This window comes from Pseudomonas sp. NPDC089752, from assembly GCF_044748725.1.
GTDB lineage: Bacteria > Pseudomonadota > Gammaproteobacteria > Pseudomonadales > Pseudomonadaceae > Aquipseudomonas.
This window is the reverse complement of record NZ_JBIVGP010000011.1, coordinates 66,817-86,096: the sequence shown is the minus strand read 5'-3', so window position 1 is coordinate 86,096 and position 19,280 is coordinate 66,817. Positions and strand designations below refer to the sequence as shown.

The 19,280-nt window shown below is 59.9% G+C and carries 13 protein-coding genes and 1 pseudogene; 11 read left to right on the top strand and 3 right to left on the bottom strand.

Annotated features, from left to right (window positions below; genetic code table 11):
• Window positions 1-204: 204 nt before the first annotated feature.
• Window positions 205-3,777, top strand: a complete 3,573-nt coding sequence (locus ACIPZF_RS19095) for a dermonecrotic toxin domain-containing protein (RefSeq protein WP_400802083.1) — start codon at window positions 205-207, stop codon at window positions 3,775-3,777.
• 29 nt (window positions 3,778-3,806) lie between these two features.
• Here ACIPZF_RS19095 and tssM read toward each other — a convergent pair whose 3' ends face one another.
• Genes tssM through vasI form a run of 3 tightly spaced genes read right to left on the bottom strand, consistent with a single transcriptional unit; the run spans window position 3,807 to window position 9,570 of the window.
• Window positions 3,807-7,439, bottom strand: a complete 3,633-nt coding sequence (gene tssM / locus ACIPZF_RS19090; protein WP_400802081.1) for a type VI secretion system membrane subunit TssM — start codon at window positions 7,437-7,439, stop codon at window positions 3,807-3,809.
• Complete coding sequence (tssA, locus tag ACIPZF_RS19085; RefSeq protein ID WP_400802079.1) at window positions 7,436-8,902, bottom strand: type VI secretion system protein TssA; 1,467 nt, start codon at window positions 8,900-8,902, stop codon at window positions 7,436-7,438. The genes tssM and tssA overlap by 4 nt, the downstream gene beginning before the upstream one ends.
• Window positions 8,890-9,570: a type VI secretion system-associated protein VasI gene (gene vasI / locus ACIPZF_RS19080; protein ID WP_400802077.1), complete on the bottom strand. Its 681-nt coding sequence runs from the start codon at window positions 9,568-9,570 to the stop codon at window positions 8,890-8,892. The genes tssA and vasI overlap by 13 nt, the downstream gene beginning before the upstream one ends.
• A gap of 300 nt (window positions 9,571-9,870) precedes the next feature.
• Between vasI and tssB the strand changes: the two genes are divergently transcribed.
• The 10 genes and pseudogenes from tssB to ACIPZF_RS19030 all read left to right on the top strand — a co-directional run bounded on the left by tssB (window position 9,871) and on the right by ACIPZF_RS19030 (window position 19,276).
• Window positions 9,871-10,374: a type VI secretion system contractile sheath small subunit gene (gene tssB, locus ACIPZF_RS19075; protein WP_400802076.1), complete on the top strand. Its 504-nt coding sequence runs from the start codon at window positions 9,871-9,873 to the stop codon at window positions 10,372-10,374.
• 17 nt (window positions 10,375-10,391) lie between these two features.
• Entirely contained in the window at window positions 10,392-11,882 is a 1,491-nt protein-coding gene (gene tssC / locus ACIPZF_RS19070) for a type VI secretion system contractile sheath large subunit (protein WP_400802074.1), read from the top strand.
• Window positions 11,879-12,289 (top strand): type VI secretion system baseplate subunit TssE, encoded by a 411-nt coding sequence (tssE, locus tag ACIPZF_RS19065; protein ID WP_400802073.1) that lies wholly within the window; start codon window positions 11,879-11,881, stop codon window positions 12,287-12,289. Before tssC ends, tssE begins: the two co-directional genes overlap by 4 nt.
• Before the next feature lie 3 nt (window positions 12,290-12,292).
• Window positions 12,293-14,059 (top strand): type VI secretion system baseplate subunit TssF, encoded by a 1,767-nt coding sequence (tssF, locus tag ACIPZF_RS19060; protein ID WP_400802071.1) that lies wholly within the window; start codon window positions 12,293-12,295, stop codon window positions 14,057-14,059.
• A pseudogene (tssG, locus tag ACIPZF_RS19055) lies at window positions 14,023-15,035 on the top strand (type VI secretion system baseplate subunit TssG). Before tssF ends, tssG begins: the two are co-directional and overlap by 37 nt.
• The gene (locus tag ACIPZF_RS19050) at window positions 15,032-15,601 is read left to right on the top strand and encodes an FHA domain-containing protein (RefSeq protein WP_400802070.1); all 570 of its coding nucleotides are present in this window, start codon (window positions 15,032-15,034) and stop codon (window positions 15,599-15,601) included. Before tssG ends, ACIPZF_RS19050 begins: the two are co-directional and overlap by 4 nt.
• A complete protein-coding gene (tssJ, locus tag ACIPZF_RS19045) occupies window positions 15,598-16,395 on the top strand; it encodes a type VI secretion system lipoprotein TssJ (RefSeq protein ID WP_400802068.1) in 798 nt (265 codons plus the stop codon). Before ACIPZF_RS19050 ends, tssJ begins: the two co-directional genes overlap by 4 nt.
• Before the next feature lie 49 nt (window positions 16,396-16,444).
• A complete protein-coding gene (tssK, locus tag ACIPZF_RS19040; RefSeq protein WP_400802067.1) occupies window positions 16,445-17,782 on the top strand; it encodes a type VI secretion system baseplate subunit TssK in 1,338 nt (445 codons plus the stop codon).
• The gene (gene icmH, locus ACIPZF_RS19035; protein ID WP_400802065.1) at window positions 17,779-18,627 is read left to right on the top strand and encodes a type IVB secretion system protein IcmH/DotU; all 849 of its coding nucleotides are present in this window, start codon (window positions 17,779-17,781) and stop codon (window positions 18,625-18,627) included. The genes tssK and icmH overlap by 4 nt, the downstream gene beginning before the upstream one ends.
• A gap of 133 nt (window positions 18,628-18,760) precedes the next feature.
• Complete coding sequence (locus ACIPZF_RS19030) at window positions 18,761-19,276, top strand: Hcp family type VI secretion system effector (RefSeq protein ID WP_400802063.1); 516 nt, start codon at window positions 18,761-18,763, stop codon at window positions 19,274-19,276.
• Window positions 19,277-19,280 lie beyond the last annotated feature (4 nt).

Sequence of the window (19,280 nt, the reverse complement as noted above, 5' to 3'; positions counted from 1 at the left end):
AGCGGAGCATGAAGGGTTTGCGGGTGGGGCTGGGGAACACCTTGTTGCACACCTTGTGCTGGAAACGGGCCACGGACGTTAGCAGCTGGGCGTGACAAGCGCGTGACGCATTTTTCTGAGGTAGGGTCTGGATTGGATCTATTTACCACCTTGGCAACCCTTGTTTCCCGCCTCCTAGGTACCCCTGAAAAAGGAGCACCGACGATGCCGGTCATTGACATGGAAAACCCGTACCAACAGCTGCTGGAACAACAGCTTCCAACGTGGACCCACCACGCCTCAGCCGCACAATGGCAAACCCTGCACGAATCCATTCTGCCCACCCAAGGCCTGCCTGAAGACCAGGCCGATTGGTTCACCAATGCCATTCCCGATCTGCGTGAGGCCGTTCTGACCAGCCAGGCACGCCTGGCACACGCCCATGCGGCACTGGCCCGCGCACTGAAGGGGCTGAAAAGCATCGCTGAGTTTGCCGAACCTCTGCTTGCGCACGCACTGGCAACCCACCACCAGTTGTCAGCGCCCTTGCGCACCACCGAGCTGATCCACATTCATAAACTTTTTAGCTGGGATACCTACGTCTACCAGCATGAACGTCGAAGTCTGCTCGAAGCCGCCTTGCACAACTTCGCGGACGGGGTCGAATTCAGCCTGGAAAGCTCGCTCGCGCTGGCAGGTGATGCGCATGTGGAAAAGATCACGGTCATGGGCAAGACCACGTTGGGCAACAGTGAAACCCTGGTCGACATCGCGCTGGAGTCCGAGGCCTATGCGATCAAGCCCTTGCATCTCTCCCCAGCAGATTTTGCACTGACTTGCAGAGCCTTGGACCTCGGCCAGCAGTATCAGGCACATCTGGCATCCACTTTCGCCTCCCCGCAGGTTGCTACGCTGGCTGCAAGGGTTCACCAGGATCGTCTGCGCCTTGCAGCGGACCTCGCCTTCCTTCGCCATCATCTGAGCGGTGAGGCGCTGGACAAGGTAAGGGCGTTGCTCAACGAAGGTAGGACATTGGCCTGCAGCCAGTTGAGCATGTTCGGTGTCAACGTGCATGAGGTACTGATACTCGACCTGGACGAAGGCGGGCTCCTGCTTTATTTACCTGGCCACGAGATCTCGTTACGCCAGTTCCCGAACCTGTCGGCGCTGCATGACCATGTGCACGAAGATCTGCGCCAGGCGGATTTCCAGCAACGGTTTCTGGCCTATGTTTCGCGCGATCAGCAGCAAACGTTCCTCAACCGCTTGCAGCAAAACCTTGATCCCGGATCGTCCCTGTCCCTTGAGCCTGTTGCCATCGACGCTGAGCTGTTCAGTTTCCTCCATCGGGATCATGTCAGCCGGCTGAAGAATGAAGCCCGTCAGCTTGCTGTACCGACTGCCGATGCCGACGAGCAAGCGCGCAAAAAACGCCTGGCCCTGTGGGAAAGCCTGGGTTTGAATGCGCTGATGCTGGCAGGTCTGTTCGTCCCCGGCGTCGGCACGGTAATGACGGCAGTGATGGTTTATCAATTGCTCGACGAAGTCTACGAAGGTTACCAAGCATGGAGTGTCGGTGATCGTCAGTTGGCGTTGCGTCATCTGGAAACGGTCGGGTTGAACCTGGCACTGATCGGCGGGCTGCATGCAGCTGGCAAAGTCGTGCCTAAACTGTTCAACAGCACTCTCATGGAAAGCCTTGAACCCGTTCGCAGCGCCGAAGGTACGCAGCGCCTGTGGCGGCCCGATCTTGCGCCCTACATCAGTGACACGGCGCTGCCGGAAAATCTGCCGGCCAACGCTGCCGGTCAGTTTCAGCATCGAGGCAGCAGCTTCATTCGCCTCGATGGCCACATTTACCAGCAGCGCCTGGACCCTGCCTTGGATCGCTGGCGTATCGTCCATCCTAACGATCCGAGAGCCTATCAGCCGCTGCTGGAACATAACGGCGAAGGCGCCTGGCGGGCAGAACACGAGCAACCCCATGCCTGGTCTGGCGCGCAGCTGGTGCGGCGGCTGAGCCCGAACTACCAGGACTTGGCGGATGCCGATCTGATCAAGGCACTGCAGGTCAGCGGCACTGACGAACAGCAAGTGCTGCATGTCCACCTCGGCAATCACCCCATGCCCAAGCCGCTGGCCTATACCCTCGCATGCTTGCGCGCTGAAGACCCGTTGGCCATTGCGCTTGCACAAGGTGCCGACATCCTGCCGCTGACCCGCGCCGCCCAGGGCTTGTGGCTGCCGCGCCTGGTCAACAGGGACAGTGAGCGACTGTTGTTGGCTTGCCTGGAGCGCATGCCCGGCTGGACACCCGATCTGCGCCTGGAAATTCGCGCTGGCAGTCCGCAGGGTGTGGTGGAACACGCCATCGGCGAGGTAGGGGCCACCGAACGGGCGATCGTGATCAAATCGCGTGATGGCTACGAAGCCTATCTGGGCGAACGCCCTGCTCCCGGATTGATCGACCATGATCTGTGTCGTGCGGTAGAGGCGGCACTGCCCAGCGCCAGGCGCGTGGCCATGGGAATTGCAGCCAATCGCGGCGAAGCTTTGCGCGAGCGCATACTGGCAGTGATCGCCAATGACCGGAGCAAATTGCTTCGACGTCTTTGGGGCTATCAGCCAAGCCGTTGGGGTGAGGGTATGTTGCGCGGCGGCGAACCCCCCAGGGGCTACTCGCGACAATTTTTGCGTCCGTCGGCAGCCGTGCGCTACCGGCGCCTGTTTCCCAGTACGTCCGACCAGGAAATCCAGATGATACTTCGGGACTGGCGCAGGCGTGGCCTGTCACCGACCATTGAACTGGACCGGCTGCAAGACCGGCTGCGGGAACTGCGAAGCGACCTCGCCGAGTGGGCGCGGCCGGTCCCCAACCGGCGGCGAGCAATCCAGCGTATAGAAAATGCCTGGCGTCGAAACCTGGATCATGGCACCTCCCGGTATGTCCTGGACCTCTCGGATCTGCTGCTCAATGACGAGGACCTCGCCACACTGGCATTGCCCGACGACTTCACTCATATCGGTGAAGTGAACCTCTCCGGCAACCGAGGGGTGACTGCTTTGCCGGCAGGATTGTACGAGCGTTTTCCCGCGCTGACGCGTCTGAAGCTGGCCCATTGCGGCTTCAACCAGATGCCCCAGACGAGCGTACCGCAGGCGCTTACATGGCTGGACCTGGAGCACAATCCACTCATCTGGGACGCAGTCGCCCAGGCAAGGTTCGACAACCTGATCAACCTGCGCGTAATGGACTTCTCGCATTGCCCGTTGGGTCGGGCGCCGGACTTCACCGCGCTCCCCCATCTGCACACCGTTTACCTTACCGACTGCGGACTGAGCGAACTGCCCAATGGTCTGCAAGGATTGGTCGATCCGCTTCTTCTGGACTTCTCTGGCAATCCATTGGCAATCCTGCCCGAGGCCGGCGCCATCCCGCGGCATGTCGCACGCACTTTACGCCTGGAGCGTGGCGCCTTGAGTACACGGGTATGGACGCAAATTGATGAATACTACCAAGCCACCGGCATAGACCTGTTGCTTCCGGACATCGATTACGAGGAGTTGCTGGACAACGCCAGCGCCGACCAGCTCAACCTATGGGAGCGCCTGCCGCTGCAGTATCGCCGCGATCTACGAGCACTGGTCGAGAGCGAAGACTATCTCGACGCATTGCCCGGCTCACAAACCGAGACGTGGCGCAGGCTCACCCGCATGGATCAGGATCTGTATTACCGCAGGCGCATGCTGGCAATTCCTGCACAACGGCTTCTTGACCCGGAGGTTGAACACCGCTGACAACAAGGCCAGCGGTCCACGATACCCAACTACTTGAATTTCGTGACTGCTACTCTCGCCTGCTCGACCTGCGCCATCTTGGATGGCTGCTGCAACAACCCTCGCGGCAACCGGAAGCCTTTGAACGGTTGTTGAGTGATGGGGTTGAAGGCTTTTTCCGCGTTCAGCCGATAGCGCATCACCCCGTCACCGGTGCGAAAACTCAGGTCTACGCTGGTGGCCGTTCGGCCATTGAGCGCCCCGCGGCTAAGCAGGCGGAACATCGACCACGGGCCTCGGTACTCCAGGCTGCTGCTGTTGCCGTTCTGCCTGAGCAGAGTCAGGTTACTACGCACGTGCGGCCCCAAGGTATTGGGCCAGACGATGCCGGTGATCTGGCTTGGGCCGTGGGTGTAGGAAATCAGCTGGCCATCCAGGTCCAGCAGGCTGGTCCGTTGATTCGCACTCAGCCCTAACGGCTCGATGCTGAATTGCACGCTGAGGTTGCCGCGCTGGTCGAAGAAGGTTTCGCGGATGCGATCGGCCAATTCCAACTGCTCGATCACATCACTGCGGATCAGGGAACGCCCCTGAAGACCAGACTGCAAGGCTTCGAGGTTGTCCTTGAGGAAGACCTTCAGGTACTGATCCTGGAATTGCTGCAGTCGCCCTTTCGGCCCGAAGAACGCTTCGAAGTCCTCCAGCGAAGCATCGGGCGCTCTGACTACGAAGGGGTAGCGACCGGCCAGACGTTGCTGGAAGAAGCTGTAGACTTCAGCATCCCAGCGTCGCTCCAGCTCTCGCAGCGCCTCGACGTTCAGGACTTGCGCTGTTTGATCTGCCACCTTTCTGACCTGATGATTGATCGGCTCCGGCAAGCCTGTGGCAACGCGCTGCAAAGTGCCGATGGGGTCGTCGCCGGTCATTGAAAAGCGCTGATGCACCGCAAGCAATGCGGCCTTGCCTCGGTCAGGACTGTCCTGGATCGCCTTGGCATAGTCATGGACGGCGGCTAAGGCTGCGTGCGTTTCATCGTAGTAACTGGGCTTTTCACCTGCGGCGTGCAGCATGGCGCTCAGCCCTGCGAACGCCCGCTGGATAGCCAACGCCTGGTGCTGCTCGGGCTTGCTGGTGAGCGAAACGAGCGAGGCGGCCTCATCCGCTGCGCCAACGCTTGTCGGTGATGACAGCGAACTGTTGTCGCGAACCGTCTCCAACAATCGGTGCAACGGCGCTGCAGGGCCAGTCAACTGTTCAAGAATCACGACCCCATGATCCAGATCACCAAAGTCGGCCACGGAGAATGCATTCAAGGCACGGCGCCAACTGTCGAAGTAGTCGGCGCTGTAAAGATTGAGCAGGCGTTCGGTCAGCGCCGCCTGGTCGGCCTGCGAGTAATCCAGTTGTGCGCGCTCGCCCAGCGCCCACTGGTCAATCATTGCCATCTCGGCGAAGCGCCGGCTGCGCGGCTCGAAGTACTCCTTGAAGCCCTTGGCGGTCAGCATTGGGGCCAACAAAATGGCATTGTCTTGCTGGTTCGATCCGGAAGACTGGTAAACGACATCGAAAGCAGGGCCGACCTGGTGACGTAGATCCAAACCTGTTTGCAGTTGTTCCTCGGCCTGCTGCTTGAGGCCTGCATACACCCGCTGCGGCAGCGGCACCTTGCGCAACGTCTGCTGCACGTCGGTGACACGCTGGCGGTACTGCGGCAGATCGGTATCGGCATAGGCCAAGGCATATTTCAGGTGCCGCATGAGGTCCCGCTGCAGCCGCCCCTGGCCGGGAAACGCCTGTTGCCACTGCCGCGCCATCCAGTCCTCGACCCATTCCGGTCGACGGTTCTGGCGATCTTCAAGCATCCGGTAAACCCGCAGCGCGGCCATTTGCTGCTCGCTGCCCGGCGGAGCCGCGTTCATGGCATCGACCACGCCGCTGGCCAGGGCGGGCAAGAAGCGCTTGGACAACAAGCTCAGGTACGCTTCATCCACCGTTGGGCCAATGGCACGCCCCTGGTACAGGCCCAGATCAGCAACGCCCGGCCAGGCGGCGCGGTAGTCGCCAAAGACTGCGAGCGCATCGCGGATCTGGTCCAGCGGCTCCAGCAAGTTGCGCCCGGTCGGGTCCAGACGCTGGTCCACTTCGTGATGGCTGTACTCCCGGCTCTTGGCGAGCACGCTGGCTGCCTTGACGCCATTGATGTCGAAGTACCGATGCCAGCTGGCGATGGCGACGCAGAAGGCCAGCAGGCCCACAGAAGAACCCACCCACAACAACCGGCGCTTGCTGCGTGCCACCCTGACATTGTCGCCGGCAAGGCCGGCCTCTTTATAGATGACCCGCCCAAAGGCTTGCTGAATGAAATAGGTCAACGCCTTGCCTTGCGCTTTGCCTTCGAGCAAGGGAGGTTTGGTCTTGTAAGGCTGCGCCGCCTCGCGGACAAAGGCATTGCGCAGGTCGCCTTGCTGTACGACCGACGACCAATACACGCCGCGCACCAGCGCCGGAGTGGTAAAGCGGTCACTTGCCAAGGTCTCACGCAGAAAGCTCAACAGTATCGGACGCAACCCGAGCAACTGCCCATGCAGTGAGTAGAGCCGCGAACGCGACGCATGGCCACCCTGCACGTTCAGCTGATCGATCACCTGCTCGAATAACTGCTCCAGCAACCGATCGTAGTGTTCACCGTACTCGCCTAGCCAAGCGTCGAAGGTGTCGACTGCATCCAGCTTGAACGTGAATCCCAACAGGCTGTCGCGTTTGGCGGCTGAAAGCTTGGCATAGAATTCATCGAAGCCATCGAGCAGATCGAATTTGCTCAACACCACGTACAGCGGCAAGCGCGCACCCAGTTGGCCGCTCGCCTCGTAAAGGCGTGTGCGCAGTACATGGGCAAGTGCCGTGCGTTGCACGACGGTACCGTGCAGCAGCGCGGGCAGGTCGACAACCAGCAACAGCCCATTGAGGGTTCGCTGACCCCGATTGCGTTGCAGCCAATCCAGCAGATGCTGCCACAACTTCGCCTGGGTTCCAGAGGGCACCGAGGGTTCAGCGTCAGATGAATCACTGCTCGGCGAGCGTGCCGGGGTGTCTTGGCTGATAAAGGCACCGGGCGGGTCGATGATCACCGCATCATTACTGATCCACCATCCCACCGGGTAGGCAAGCGCCAGGGCTTGTCGGCCTCGTGTCTGGACCTTGTCGATACGGGTCAGGGAAAAACTCTGATCGGTGCAATCGATAAAGCTGCTCTTGCCGGCCTGCTCATCGCCCAGCACCAGATACCATGGCAGTCGGTACAAAGCCCGAAGCCCACCGGCATTGTCCAGGTAGCGTGCAAGCCCTTGGCTCAATGCCTTCTCCTGTGCATGAACGAACGGCAGCGCCGGGTCCATCTCGGCAGCCACCGCCTGCTGACGTTCCGCTTGCAAGCGGCGAAAGCGTGCTCGCAACACGAACAGCCAACACAACAGCGGCACCAGCACGAGCACCAGGCTCGCCACACTGCGATGCGCCACGCTGGCCAGCGGCTGCTGCTCGCGCCAGGTCCATTGCGGGCCGAGCCACCAGATGGCAACCAGCATCAGCGCAGCGCCAAGCCCGAGCAGCAGCGGCATCGCCAGACCGATGCGGGCCATCAACGGCCAGCCCCAACGTTTGAGGTACTTCCAGAGTTGCTTCATCGGGGCTCCTGCTCCTTGTTCCGATCGGCCAGCACGTGGGGTGACGCGTATTGCTCAAGCCGCTGAAATACCTCCGGCTCCCAGTCGCTGGCGGTGGTGTGCTGCATCGTTCGCGCGACCCCAGCGCACAGGTCCTGGGCCAACCAGGACACGCCCCGTGCTGCCAGCAGGTCAGCCGCGATGACGGTGGTATGGCAGCGCTCGCGGGGGGCACGAAAACCCGCCTGCATGCCCTGCAGCCTTAGCAGAACCGGTTCTACGCCACCGGTTTCCAGTTGACTGACCAGCTCTTCGCGCAGGCTGGCAAATTCCTGGGAAGCGGCGCTTTGTTCGGATTGCCCGTCTGCCCCTTTGAGCCAGGCAAGGCATTGGTCGTCGACAAACACCCGACCATCGCTGAAGCACAGCTGCTGCAGCGCTGGCATGCGCTGCACGAAACGAGCAGTCGCCGCACGGATGGCTTCAGCCACTTCGCCCATCGCCAACCGCGAGGCGGCGGTCGCTGCGAGAAAGCTGCCGCGAATCCAGTAGGGACAGGCGGTCACACTTTTTTCGATACGCTGTAGCAATGCCGCGTCGATCACCGTACCGGCGATGGCGTCCTCGTAGTCACTGGCAATATCCCGTGGCACCGCCATCAACTCTGTACGGCTGCCCTGCTGGGTTTGCGGTGCGGCTTGAATGTGGGCCCACAACCCGAAGCGACGTAATTGATAGCCAGTCGGGTCGTAGGGATCCTGTTGGTTGATCAGCTCGGCCATGCTCAATACGGCCAGCCGCGTTTCGCGCTCGTTACCGATAGACACGCGCGGCTTGGGCGAGGCGATGACCTCGGCCAGCGGCGCGGCATGATGATTCGACGCGCTGGCCTTGGGAGCATTCCGCTCGCCGGCGCCGCTGGCGAGCTCCGTGTGTTTGCACAGCAGACGCTGCAGCTCACCCAGAACAGTTGCATCCAGCTGGGCGGCTTCGCGCTGATTCATCAGCTGGGTCAATGCGCTGTGCGCTGCTGCGGCGTGAGCCGGTGTATACGTGAAACGATCAAGACGTGGCAGCGCATCGATCAAGCGATTAAGCACCAGGCCAACGAGCTTGCGCTTGGCCAGGAAACCTTTCGGGCCAGGTTTGGGATGAGCGGTTTCCCAATAGCCTTCGATCACCCCGCCCAGCAGCGCCAAGGTGAACCCCCAGCGCTCCCAGCAACCACTGCGCAGCCAGGCAACACTGAGGTGCGCGACAATCCGCAAGTGCTTGCACTGCTGCCCCAGGTACTGGCAAGACGCTTCTTCGATATAGCCCCAGTCGATTGAGGCTTCCTGCAGCCCCCCCAGCTTGACCATCTCCTGGTCAATCGCCTGATAGGTTTCATCCTCGACATCGAACAGCCCAGCCGGCACGGTGGATTCGATCGGTGCCAGCAACCGAGTGATTTCTTCCGCTGACCCTTGCGCTACCACCGGCATGTGCTGCGTGCCTGGTTGATCAAGGGGTCCAGACCCTGAGCATCGAATGTCAGGCCATCGACCTCAGGGTTGTCGCTCTCGACCTGAATGCGGTGAGCACCGATCAGACGTTTGATCTGCTCGATGGCTGGCAGGCCACGTCCGGCATCGAGTAACTGCCCGTTCTCCATCACCTGCCAAGGAGTCTTGTTCGTAGCGCCACCCTCCCCGTTCAGCCGTACCGTTACCCAGCTCGCGTCGATGGGCCGCCTGGTAATCAGCTGTAAGCGGGAAATGTTCTGGATGCAGCTGATTGCCAGGTACGACCGATCGTTGCCCGATGCGATGGCGGGCGCTGAAATCACAAGCTCAGGTGTACCCGCAGCGTTTTCGCCACCAGTGCCGATGCGAAACGTCAGATCATCAGCCGCCCGGGCAGCCTCATTCGCCAGAATGCGCCGCACCGTGGGCGCTTCCTGCTCCTGCGCCGACCACGCTCGTTTCTGCCTGTGCGCCGGAGTACCCGCCGCCTGATCGAAGCACGCCAAGCGCGCAAGATTCGACACGATCTGCGAGCAATTCTGGTCAGCATTCGCGGATAACGGCATGCAGCAAAATATCAGCGAAAGACCTACGCCATAAGTATTTCGGCCAATCATCGTGAGTTCATTCCATTCGAAATAGTACATGCAACCTATTTACAACTGCCTTCCATGCCTGGCTTGCGCCGGTGTCCAAGCACACCCCTAACCTCGAAAACCGGCAAGAGCCTAGTCCATTGAAAATAAAAATAACAAATAAATATTTCCTTACACTTATGCGCTCGACCAATTGCCATTACGCAATGCATGGTTTTTATAAGAAATCGCAGCGAACCACTTATTTTGTTTAAGTTGCACCGGCATATTGAGGAAATTTCCTACATATATAACGCGCAACCCCAAACACTAAACAACGGATATTCCTTACATCCAAGGAGACACTGCACGATGTCAAAAAGCACAGGTTCGGTCGCGCCGAAAGAACGCATCAACATCAAATATGTACCCGCCACAGGTGACCAGCAGGCCGAAGTAGAGCTGCCGCACAAGATGCTGGTATTGGGCGACTTTGGCCTGGACGACAGCCGTTCCCTCGAGGACCGCCAAGTCATGCGCATCGATAAACACACCTTCAACAATGTGTTGAACGACGCCGATGTCAGCCTGGGCATGTCGGTGCCTTCCGCGCTCAGTGCCACCCCGGATGCAGAGCTGGCGGTCAACCTGCAATTCAAGTCCATTCAGGATTTTGGGCCGGATCGCATCGCCCGCCAGGTGCCCGAACTGAACAAGCTGTTGGAGCTGCGTGAAGCGCTGGTCGCCCTGAAAGGCCCGCTGGGCAACGTCCCCGCCTTTCGCAAGCAACTGCAGCATCTCCTGAACGACGAGCATGCCCGCAAGCAACTCGCCCAAGAGCTGGATCTGGTGCTTGAAGCGCCCAAAGAAGACTGAGACAACGGAGCGTCCCCATGCCAAAGCCAAGCAGCACAACTGTCACTGTCGAAACGACGTCTGAGACTTTGAGCACTGCCACCTTGCTCGATCAGATCATGGCCCAGACCAAGTTGGTTCCTGCGCAAGAGGGTTACCAAGTTGCCCGGCAGGGTGTATCCGCCTTCATTGCCGAAATCCTCAAAAGTAATGATCCAGATCAACTCATCAACAAGCACCGCGTCGATCAGATGATTGCCGAACTGGATCGGGTTCTCAGCAAACAGATGGATGCCATCCTGCATCAACCTGAGTTCCAGCAGCTCGAATCCTCGTGGCGCAGCCTGAAACTTCTGGTCGACCGGACGGACTTTCGCGAGAACATCAAGCTCGAAGTCTTGCATGTCAGCAAAGAAGATTTGCTCGATGACTTCGAGAACGCGGCGGATATCACGTGCAGCGGCATTTACAAACATGTCTACACTGCCGGTTACGGACAATTTGGTGGCGAGCCAATTGCCGCCATGGTCGGCAACTACAACTTCGGGCCCTCTTCGCCTGATATCAAACTGTTGAGCTACATGGCATCCGTGGGCGCCATGTCACATGCCCCGTTCATTGCCGCGCCGTCCCCGGAGTTCTTCAACTTGAGCAGCTTCGAAGAGCTGCCCAATCTGAAGGAAATCAAAGACATTTTTGCAGGCCCCCGGCATGCCAAGTGGCGCGCCTTCCGCGAGAGCGAAGACGCCCGCCACACCGCGCTGACCGGGCCGCGCTTCATGCTGCGCTCCGCCTACCACCACCAGGATCAGCCGATCAGCAGCTTCAATTACGATGAGAACATCGACGGTCGGCACGACAACTACCTGTGGGGCAGCTCTGCCTTCCTGTTGGCCAGCTGCATCAACGAGAGCTTTGCCCGCTACCGCTGGTGCCCGAACATCATCGGCCCGCAATCCGGTGGCGCCGTTGAAGACCTGCCGGTGCACCTGTACGAGTCCCTTGGCCAGCTGCAGGCCAAGATTCCTACCGAAGTGCTGATCTCCGACCGCAAGGAGTTCGAGTTGGCCGAAGAGGGCTTCATCGCCCTGACCATGCGCAAGGACAGCGACAACGCGGCGTTTTTCTCGGCCAACTCGGTGCAGAAGCCCAAAAACTTCCCCAAGACCCCCGAAGGCCTGCAAGCGCAGACCAACTACAAGCTAGGCACCCAGCTGCCTTACCTGTTCATCGTCAACCGCCTGGCCCACTACATCAAGGTGCTGCAGCGCGAGCAGATCGGCAGCTGGAAGGAACGACGCGACCTTGAGTCCGAACTCAACAAATGGATCAAGCAATACGTCGCCGATCAGGAAAACCCCTCAGCCGATGTCCGCAGCCGTCGGCCACTGCGTGCTGCCAAGGTTGAAGTCTCGGATGTTGCCGGTGATCCAGGCTGGTACCAGGTTTCGCTCGCCGTGCGCCCGCACTTCAAGTACATGGGCGCGAACTTCGAGATCTCCCTGGTAGGTCGGCTCGATACGCAATGAGCGGTTTCTTCGATCGCTTGATGGCGGACCCGTCCGCCATCCGGGAGCCGTCTTGCCAGGAAAACGCTTCGCACAAGGTCGCCGCCATCAAGCGCCACCTCGAAACGTTGCTCAACGCCCGCCAAGGTTGCTCCCAGAGCAGCCCTGAGCTGGGCCTGCGCGACTTCAATGGGCATGACGCGAGCAGCGGCGAATTGCTGCAGCAAGTGAGCGCCGATATCCGCCGTACCCTTCAGCGCTTTGAGCCACGCGTGCATGTGCGTGCGCTCAAAGCGGTCCCCGATTGCCACGCTCCGCTGGAGTTGCATTTCCGTCTGGACTGCCATGTACAGGTCAACAACCACGCGCAGCAGTTGCAGCTGGAGCTGCTGGTCAACGGGCACAACCGCTATACCCGAGTGAGATGAACCATGTCACTAAAGGACAGATTCAGCGAAGAACTGCGTTACCTGCACGAGTTGGGAAACGACTTCGCCAAGGACAACCCACAACTTGCCCGACTGCTGGGCAAGGCGGGAAGCGATCCCGATGTCGAGCGGCTGATGGAAGCCTTTGCGTTTCTGACGGCCAAGCTTCGGCTGAAGCTGGAGGATGACCTGCCGGAACTGACGCACCCCATGTTGCAGATACTGTGGCCCAACTACCTGCGGCCGCTGCCCAGTGCCACGATCATCCAGTTCACGCCGCGCCAGCAATCGCTCAGCCAATCACAGCGCATCCCCGAAGGTTCCAGATTGTTCTCGAAACCTGTGGACGGTGTGCCCTGCGAGTTCCGCACCTGCACAGCAGTGAATATCCATCCGTTCGAAATCGATGCCGTGAGTGCCACCCAGACACTCGACAGTTCGGTGGTTCGCATCGGCTTGCAAACCTTGGTCGAGCGGCCATTGAACACATTGGGGTGCTCCAGCCTGGACTTTCACCTGAGCGGCGATGACCGTACCGCTCGCACGCTTTACCTGTGGATCTCCCAGTACCTCAAACACATCAGCGTGACCATAGAGGGCAAAGTGCGCCGGCTGCCGGCCAGCAGCGTCGCCTTCCCAGGTTTCAGCCCTGACCAAGCCTTGCTCCCCTACCCGCAGAACGTTTTTGATGGCTACCGGATTTTGCAGGAATACTTCGTGTTCCCGAAGCGCTTTCACTTCTTCAGCGTTACGGGCCTGGAAAAGCTCTGGCCGGCACAAGACTGCCAGCAGGTGGGCATCGAATTTCATTTCACGCGCCAATTGCCAGAACCGCTGCGCGTTGGCACGGAAGATTTCAGCCTGTTCTGCACCCCTGCCGTCAACCTGTTCAAGCACAGTGCCGAACCCATCGACCTGGCCAGCGAGGCTGCGCAGGTCGAGCTCAAGCCCAGAAGCGAAGAGCATTTCGCCTACGAAATCTTCAGTGTCGATGAGGTCATCAGCACCCGAACGACCACTGACGGAAGTATCGGGGAGCACCTGCGGACATTTCGCCCTTTTGAGTCATTCGCCCACGAAATCGAACATGTCCAGGGCCGCACGGCGCTCTACTACCGTTATCAGCTCGAAGAATCCTTGCGCGGCGATGGCGTCACCCACCGCATCGCCTTCGTGCGCGCCGATGCCAACAGCTACATAGGCGAGCTGGAAACTGCGTCCATCGACCTGACCTGCACCAATCGGGACCTGCCACTGGCATTGAGCGTGGATGACATCAACGTCCTCACTGAAGTCACCCCTCCCCTGGCGACCTATACCAACATCTGTGCGCCTACACGCCCCTATCGCCCCGTGCTGGACGGCCAGTTGCAGTGGGCGCTGATCTCCAACATGTCGCTCAACTACCTGTCGCTGCTCTCGGTGGAGCCGCTCAAGGCGGTGATTGGCGCCTACGACTTCGCCGCCTTGCACGACATCCAGCAAGCGCGCACTACCCGCAAACGCCTCGACGGTATCCGCGAGATACAGACCCAGCCCATGGACTGGTTGATCAAGGGGCAGCCCATTCGTGGCCTGCACACCCAGCTGAAGCTGGACCAGGCAGCCTTCCTCTGCGAAGGCGACCTGTACCTGTTCGGCTGCGTACTCGCCCACTTCTTCGCCCTGTACGCGAGCATCAATTCCTTCCATCAACTGGAAGTGATCAACACCACCAACAACGAGCACTACACATGGCCCATCCAGACCGGCAAGCAACCGCTGATCTAGCCGACAAGCTGATGGCCAACGCCCACCAGTACAACTTCTTCCAGTTGCTGGAGCGGCTGCATGGCCTGCATGGCGATGACCTGGAACCGCGCTGGCCGGCCCAGGCCACTCGGCTGCGCGTGCGCCTGGCATGCGATCCGCGGCTGACCTTTCCCGTTTCGGACGTGTACAAAGCCGAGCGCATGCCCGGGGAGGACGAGCGCTATCGCGTGTGCACCACATTCATGGGCCTGCACGGCACCGATTCGCCGTTGCCCACCTACTACCTGGAGCAGGTGGCTTATGAGCACGCCCAGGGTGTTGGCGTGCGGCCAGCCTTCTTCGATTTCTTCAACCATTACTCAGCCTGCTGCATCGGATCTGGCGCAAGTACCGCTACTACATCCGCTTTCAACCGGGCGCAAGCGATGGCTTCTCCCAGTACATGTTTGCCCTGCTCGGGCTGAACGACAAACAGTTGCGCGGCGACACGACACTGCCCTGGAGCCGACTGCTCAGCTTTGCCGGGGTTATCGCCAGCCGCAGCCGTGCACCGGGTACCGTCGCCGGCATCATCGGCCACTGCTTCGACCTGACGCACGTACGCATCCGCGAATTCGAAACGCGCTCGGTACCCACTAAAAGCAAACAGCTGGTAAGCCTTGGGCGCAGCAATGGCGAGCTGGGCAGCACGTTCATGGTCGGCAGCCGCACCCGCACCCGTAGCAGCAAATTCACCATCGTCATCAGCGAGCTCGACCAAGCGCAACTGCGTGACTTGCTGCCCAGTGGCACCAACTTTGGCCGCTTGCGGGCGCTGATCGACTTTCTGCTGCGCGATGGCCTGGCCTACGACCTGGAGCTGCACCTGAAACAAAACGCGCTATCGCCGTTCTGCCTGCACCGCAGCCAAGGCGCCTACCTGGGCTGGACCAGCTTTGTCGATGACCGCGATGGCAAGATCAGTCCCGTTGTCCGATTCCGGGGGCGGTCATGAGCACATTGACCTTGAGCATCATCAATCTGGACCAGGTGCAGCACACCGTCACCCTGCGTCATCGGTTCGATCGCGCCGGCGGCACCATCGGCAGCGAAGGCGCCAGTTGGGTGATCGATGACCGGCATCACAGCGTTGCGCCGGTCCATTGCGAAATCCGCTGGATCGAGGGCAGCTACTGCGTAATCGATCACTGTCACCGCACCTTTGTAAACGATGGGGTTGATTGCCTGGGGTCGCTACCCCCTCGGCGTCTGTTGGAAGGTGACCGACTGAGCATCGGGGCCTATCGACTGCTGGCCCAATACACCCACGAGCACGCTGACCTGCGTTCACTGGAAGACCTGTTCAACCCAGACAACAGGGTGCTCGACCGCCTGATCGCCGATGTGCCGGCACAGGCTTGGCAGCACAGTTCGTCTGGATCCGAGCCTGCTACCGAAATCTGCTCGATCTTCGAGCCGGGCATGGGCAAAGACCCTATGACGGCCTTCGACGCCCTGGCTGATGCAGCGCCATCAACTGTGGATCCGCTGCAACATCTGACGGCGGGAGAACGGCTATGAACCGCCTACCTTTCCTGATTGCTCCACTGCTGATCATGCTGCTTGGGCTTTCCGGCTGCACCTCTTGGAACAGAGCCAGCCAAGTGATCAGAGATCACTCGTTACCGATCGGGCCACCCAAGGATCATCCGACCCAAGTCGCCTTCAGCATCAATGTCAGCCCAACGCTCAACGCAAACCCGAACAGTGTCGATGTCGCGGCCATCCCTGAGAGCACCTTGGAACCCAGCCCTTACGCGGTCACCTTGAGCGCTGGCGACCCGCACGCGCTGACCGACAAAGTCGGAACGCTGTTCGAATACCTGCAAGCGCAATTTCCCGCCATGTCCCCCGTGGAAACAGGTGAAGAAGACGACAGCGAATCGGCTCGCTCACCGATGGAAGAAAGCTCGCCCGGCAGCTACGACGACCCAACGGTAGCGCTCACCCTGCCGGGCAGCACGACCTCTGCGAGCAGGCTTGTGGCCACACCGATTGCGATCAAGATCCTGCAACTGCGCGATGACACGTTGCTGCGCAACAGCGTGTACCAACTGCTTGACGCTGACCCCGCCAAAGCTCTGCGCAGCACTTATGTTCGCGATGACGATTACCTGCTGAACCCAGGCCAGTTCAAGTTCATTCCACTTGAACCCATCGAGCCCGAAACCCGCTTCGTCGCGGTGATTGGTGACTACCGAAACCAGCAGAACGCGACCTGGCAGCAGGTGCTGCGAATTCCACCACGCGGCCACCAGATCATTCTTTCAGTGCTGGTCAACGACGCGCAGATCCTGCTCAAGGAGGAGGAATGACAGCGCCTCTGCACCCTTCCCCATTTACTCACGCTGACACGGAGCGCTCATGAGTTCACGTAACCCCGTCCTGTGGCCCGAAGGCCTGTTCGTCAAGCCGCAGCATTTTCAACAAGCGGTGCGGGCCAGTGAAGCGGCGTTGCATCAACGCCTTGGCAGCCTCAACGCGGCGTTCTACGGCTTCAGTGAATTGCAGTTGAACGATGAATACCTGAGCCTGGGCAAGATCGCCATCACCAAAGCGCGCGGCATCATGCCCGATGGCACGGTGTTCGATATTCCCGCCGATCTGCCACCGCCGCCGCCACTGGAAATCGAGGACGACGGTTCGAAAGACAGCGAGGTATTCCTGTGCCTGCCGCTGCGTACCGAGGGTGGCCGAGAAGTCAGCTGGCCCGACAATGCCGCCAACTTCCGCTACAACGCCCAGGCGGAGGAAATCAAGGATACCCACAGCGCCGACGGTGACCTGGTGCAGGTCGATTTGGCCGTGCCTAACTTGCAGCTCAAACGTAAAGCGGATGACAGCAGCGCCTACACTCGCCTGGCCTTGGCTCGCATTCTGGAACGACGCCCTGACGGCAGCCTGCAACTGGATGAAACCTTCTACCCCACCAGCGTCTCGGTGCGAGCCGTGCCGGCGCTTCAGCGCTTCCTCGAAGAAATCACCAACACCCTGCGCGAGCGTGCACGCAATCTTGCCGCGCGCATTGGCGCATCGGGCCAGTCCGGTATCGCCGACATTCGCGACTTCAACCTGCTGCAGGCCATGAACCGCTGGTGGCCCTGCTTCAACCACCTGGCCAGGCAAGGGCAAACGCATCCTGAGCAGTTGTACCTGTCCATGAGCCAGGCCTGCGGCGAATTCGTCACCTTCACCGACGAGAACCGACTGCCGCAGGAATACCCGGCCTATCACCACACCGCGCTGCGTAACTCGTTCAAGCCCCTGGAAGACACCCTGCGTCGGGCCCTGAGCACGGTCCTGCAACCACGTGCCGTGTCGTTGCCGCTGGAGACGCTGGACTATGGCGTGATGAAGACCACGCTTGAAGACCGGCGCCTGATCGACGAGGCCGACTTCATCGTCGCCGTGCGCGCCAACCTGCCGCCGCAGACGTTGCGCCAGATGTTCATACAGAAAGCCAAGGTCACCTCACTTGAATCCCTGAATGACCTGGTGCCCTTGCAACTGCCTGGCATCCCGCTGTTGCCCTTGCCCGTGGCACCACGCGACCTGCCTTTCCATGCGGGCTTCAGCTATTTCGAGCTGGACCGGCGCGACCCTGCCTGGGCGTGCATGAAGACGGCCAACGGTTTCGGCTTCCACGTGGCGGGTGAATTCCCAGGGCTTGAGCTGCAGTTCTGGGCGATCAGGGGGGAATGATGAGCAAGCAAGAAATCCAAGACGGCAAACAAGGATATTTCGACGCGGTGGGCGCAGCAAACACCGAGGTGGATTCATCTTCAGACAACGCTGAACTCGAAAAGGAGCAATCAACGCCTGTTGTTGAAGGCTACCCCGCAGATCCGGAATTTCAGCTTAGAGGCGGCTACGCCAATCTCATGTTGGATTGCGCAGCGCCCTTGTTCGGCCTGGTCATGCGCCTGCGCACGCTCGATGAACTGCCCAACATCAAAGATGTGCATCAGCAAGTACGTATTCAGATCGACAACATCCGCGAAGAAATACGCCAACACGGCTATGAGCCCGCTCAGCTGTTGGCCTATTCCTACGGCCTGTGCCTGTACATCGATGAAGCGGTCATGGAACGGCCCTGGGGCAAGAACAGTTGCTGGAGCCATGAGCCCCTGCTCAGCATCTTCCACGATGAAACCTGGGGTGGAGAAAAATTCTTCACCGTGCTTTCCCGCTTGATGCAGGAGCCCAAGCGCTACCAGGACGTGCTGGAGTTCATGTACTTCGCGCTGTGCCTGGGCTTGAAGGGCAAGTACGCCATTGCCCCCAAGGGCGAAGAGTCACTGAACGCCCTGATCCACCAACTCCACGGGATCATCCGTGAACTTCGCGGCCCCACGCCCGAAGAAGTCTGCGACCCCTACACCAACGTCGCCCCGCGAAATTTCCGCATGACCCGGATCTGGCCTTGGTGGAGCCCGTTGGTCATATCAGCCATCGCCATGGCGGTGGCCTACGGGATCTACAGCTACCGCCTGCACCTGCTTACCACCGAGGTGCTGGAGTCGCTCAACGTCATCTTGCAGCAATAGACAACCCACACCGGGTACCACTGAATTCAACGATTTATCGAGGTTATCGCCTCGTTGACAAGCCCATCGCTTCCGATGGCCACGCCACCTTTGGTGCGCGTGTTTTTCCCACATGGACGCAGGAGTAACTGCCATGCCAACACCCGCTTACATCAAGATCCAAGGAAAAAGCCAAGGCAACATCACCGCCGGCGCCTTTACCTCCGACTCGGTCGGCAACGTGTTTGTCGAAGGCCATGAAGACGAAATCCTGGTGCAGGAAGTCAAGCACCAGGTCACCGTCCCTACCGACCCGCAAAGCGGTCAACCGGCGGGGCAACGGGTACACAAACCCTTCATTTTCACCAGCTCGCTGAACAAGGCCACGCCGCTGATGTACCAAGCGCTGGCCAGCGGCGAAATGTTGGAAAAGGTTGAAGTCAACTGGTATCGCACCTCGGTAGAGGGCAAGCAAGAGCACTTCTTCACCACCACGCTCGAAGACGCCACCATCGTCGATATCAACACCGTCCTGCCCCACGCCCAGAACGCGAAGAACGCGAACTACACGCAACTGGTAGAAGTGGCGATGTCGTACCGCAAGATCACCTGGTCCCACGTAACGGCGGGGACCGAAGGCTCTGACGACTGGCGCACGCCGATCGCCTGATCTG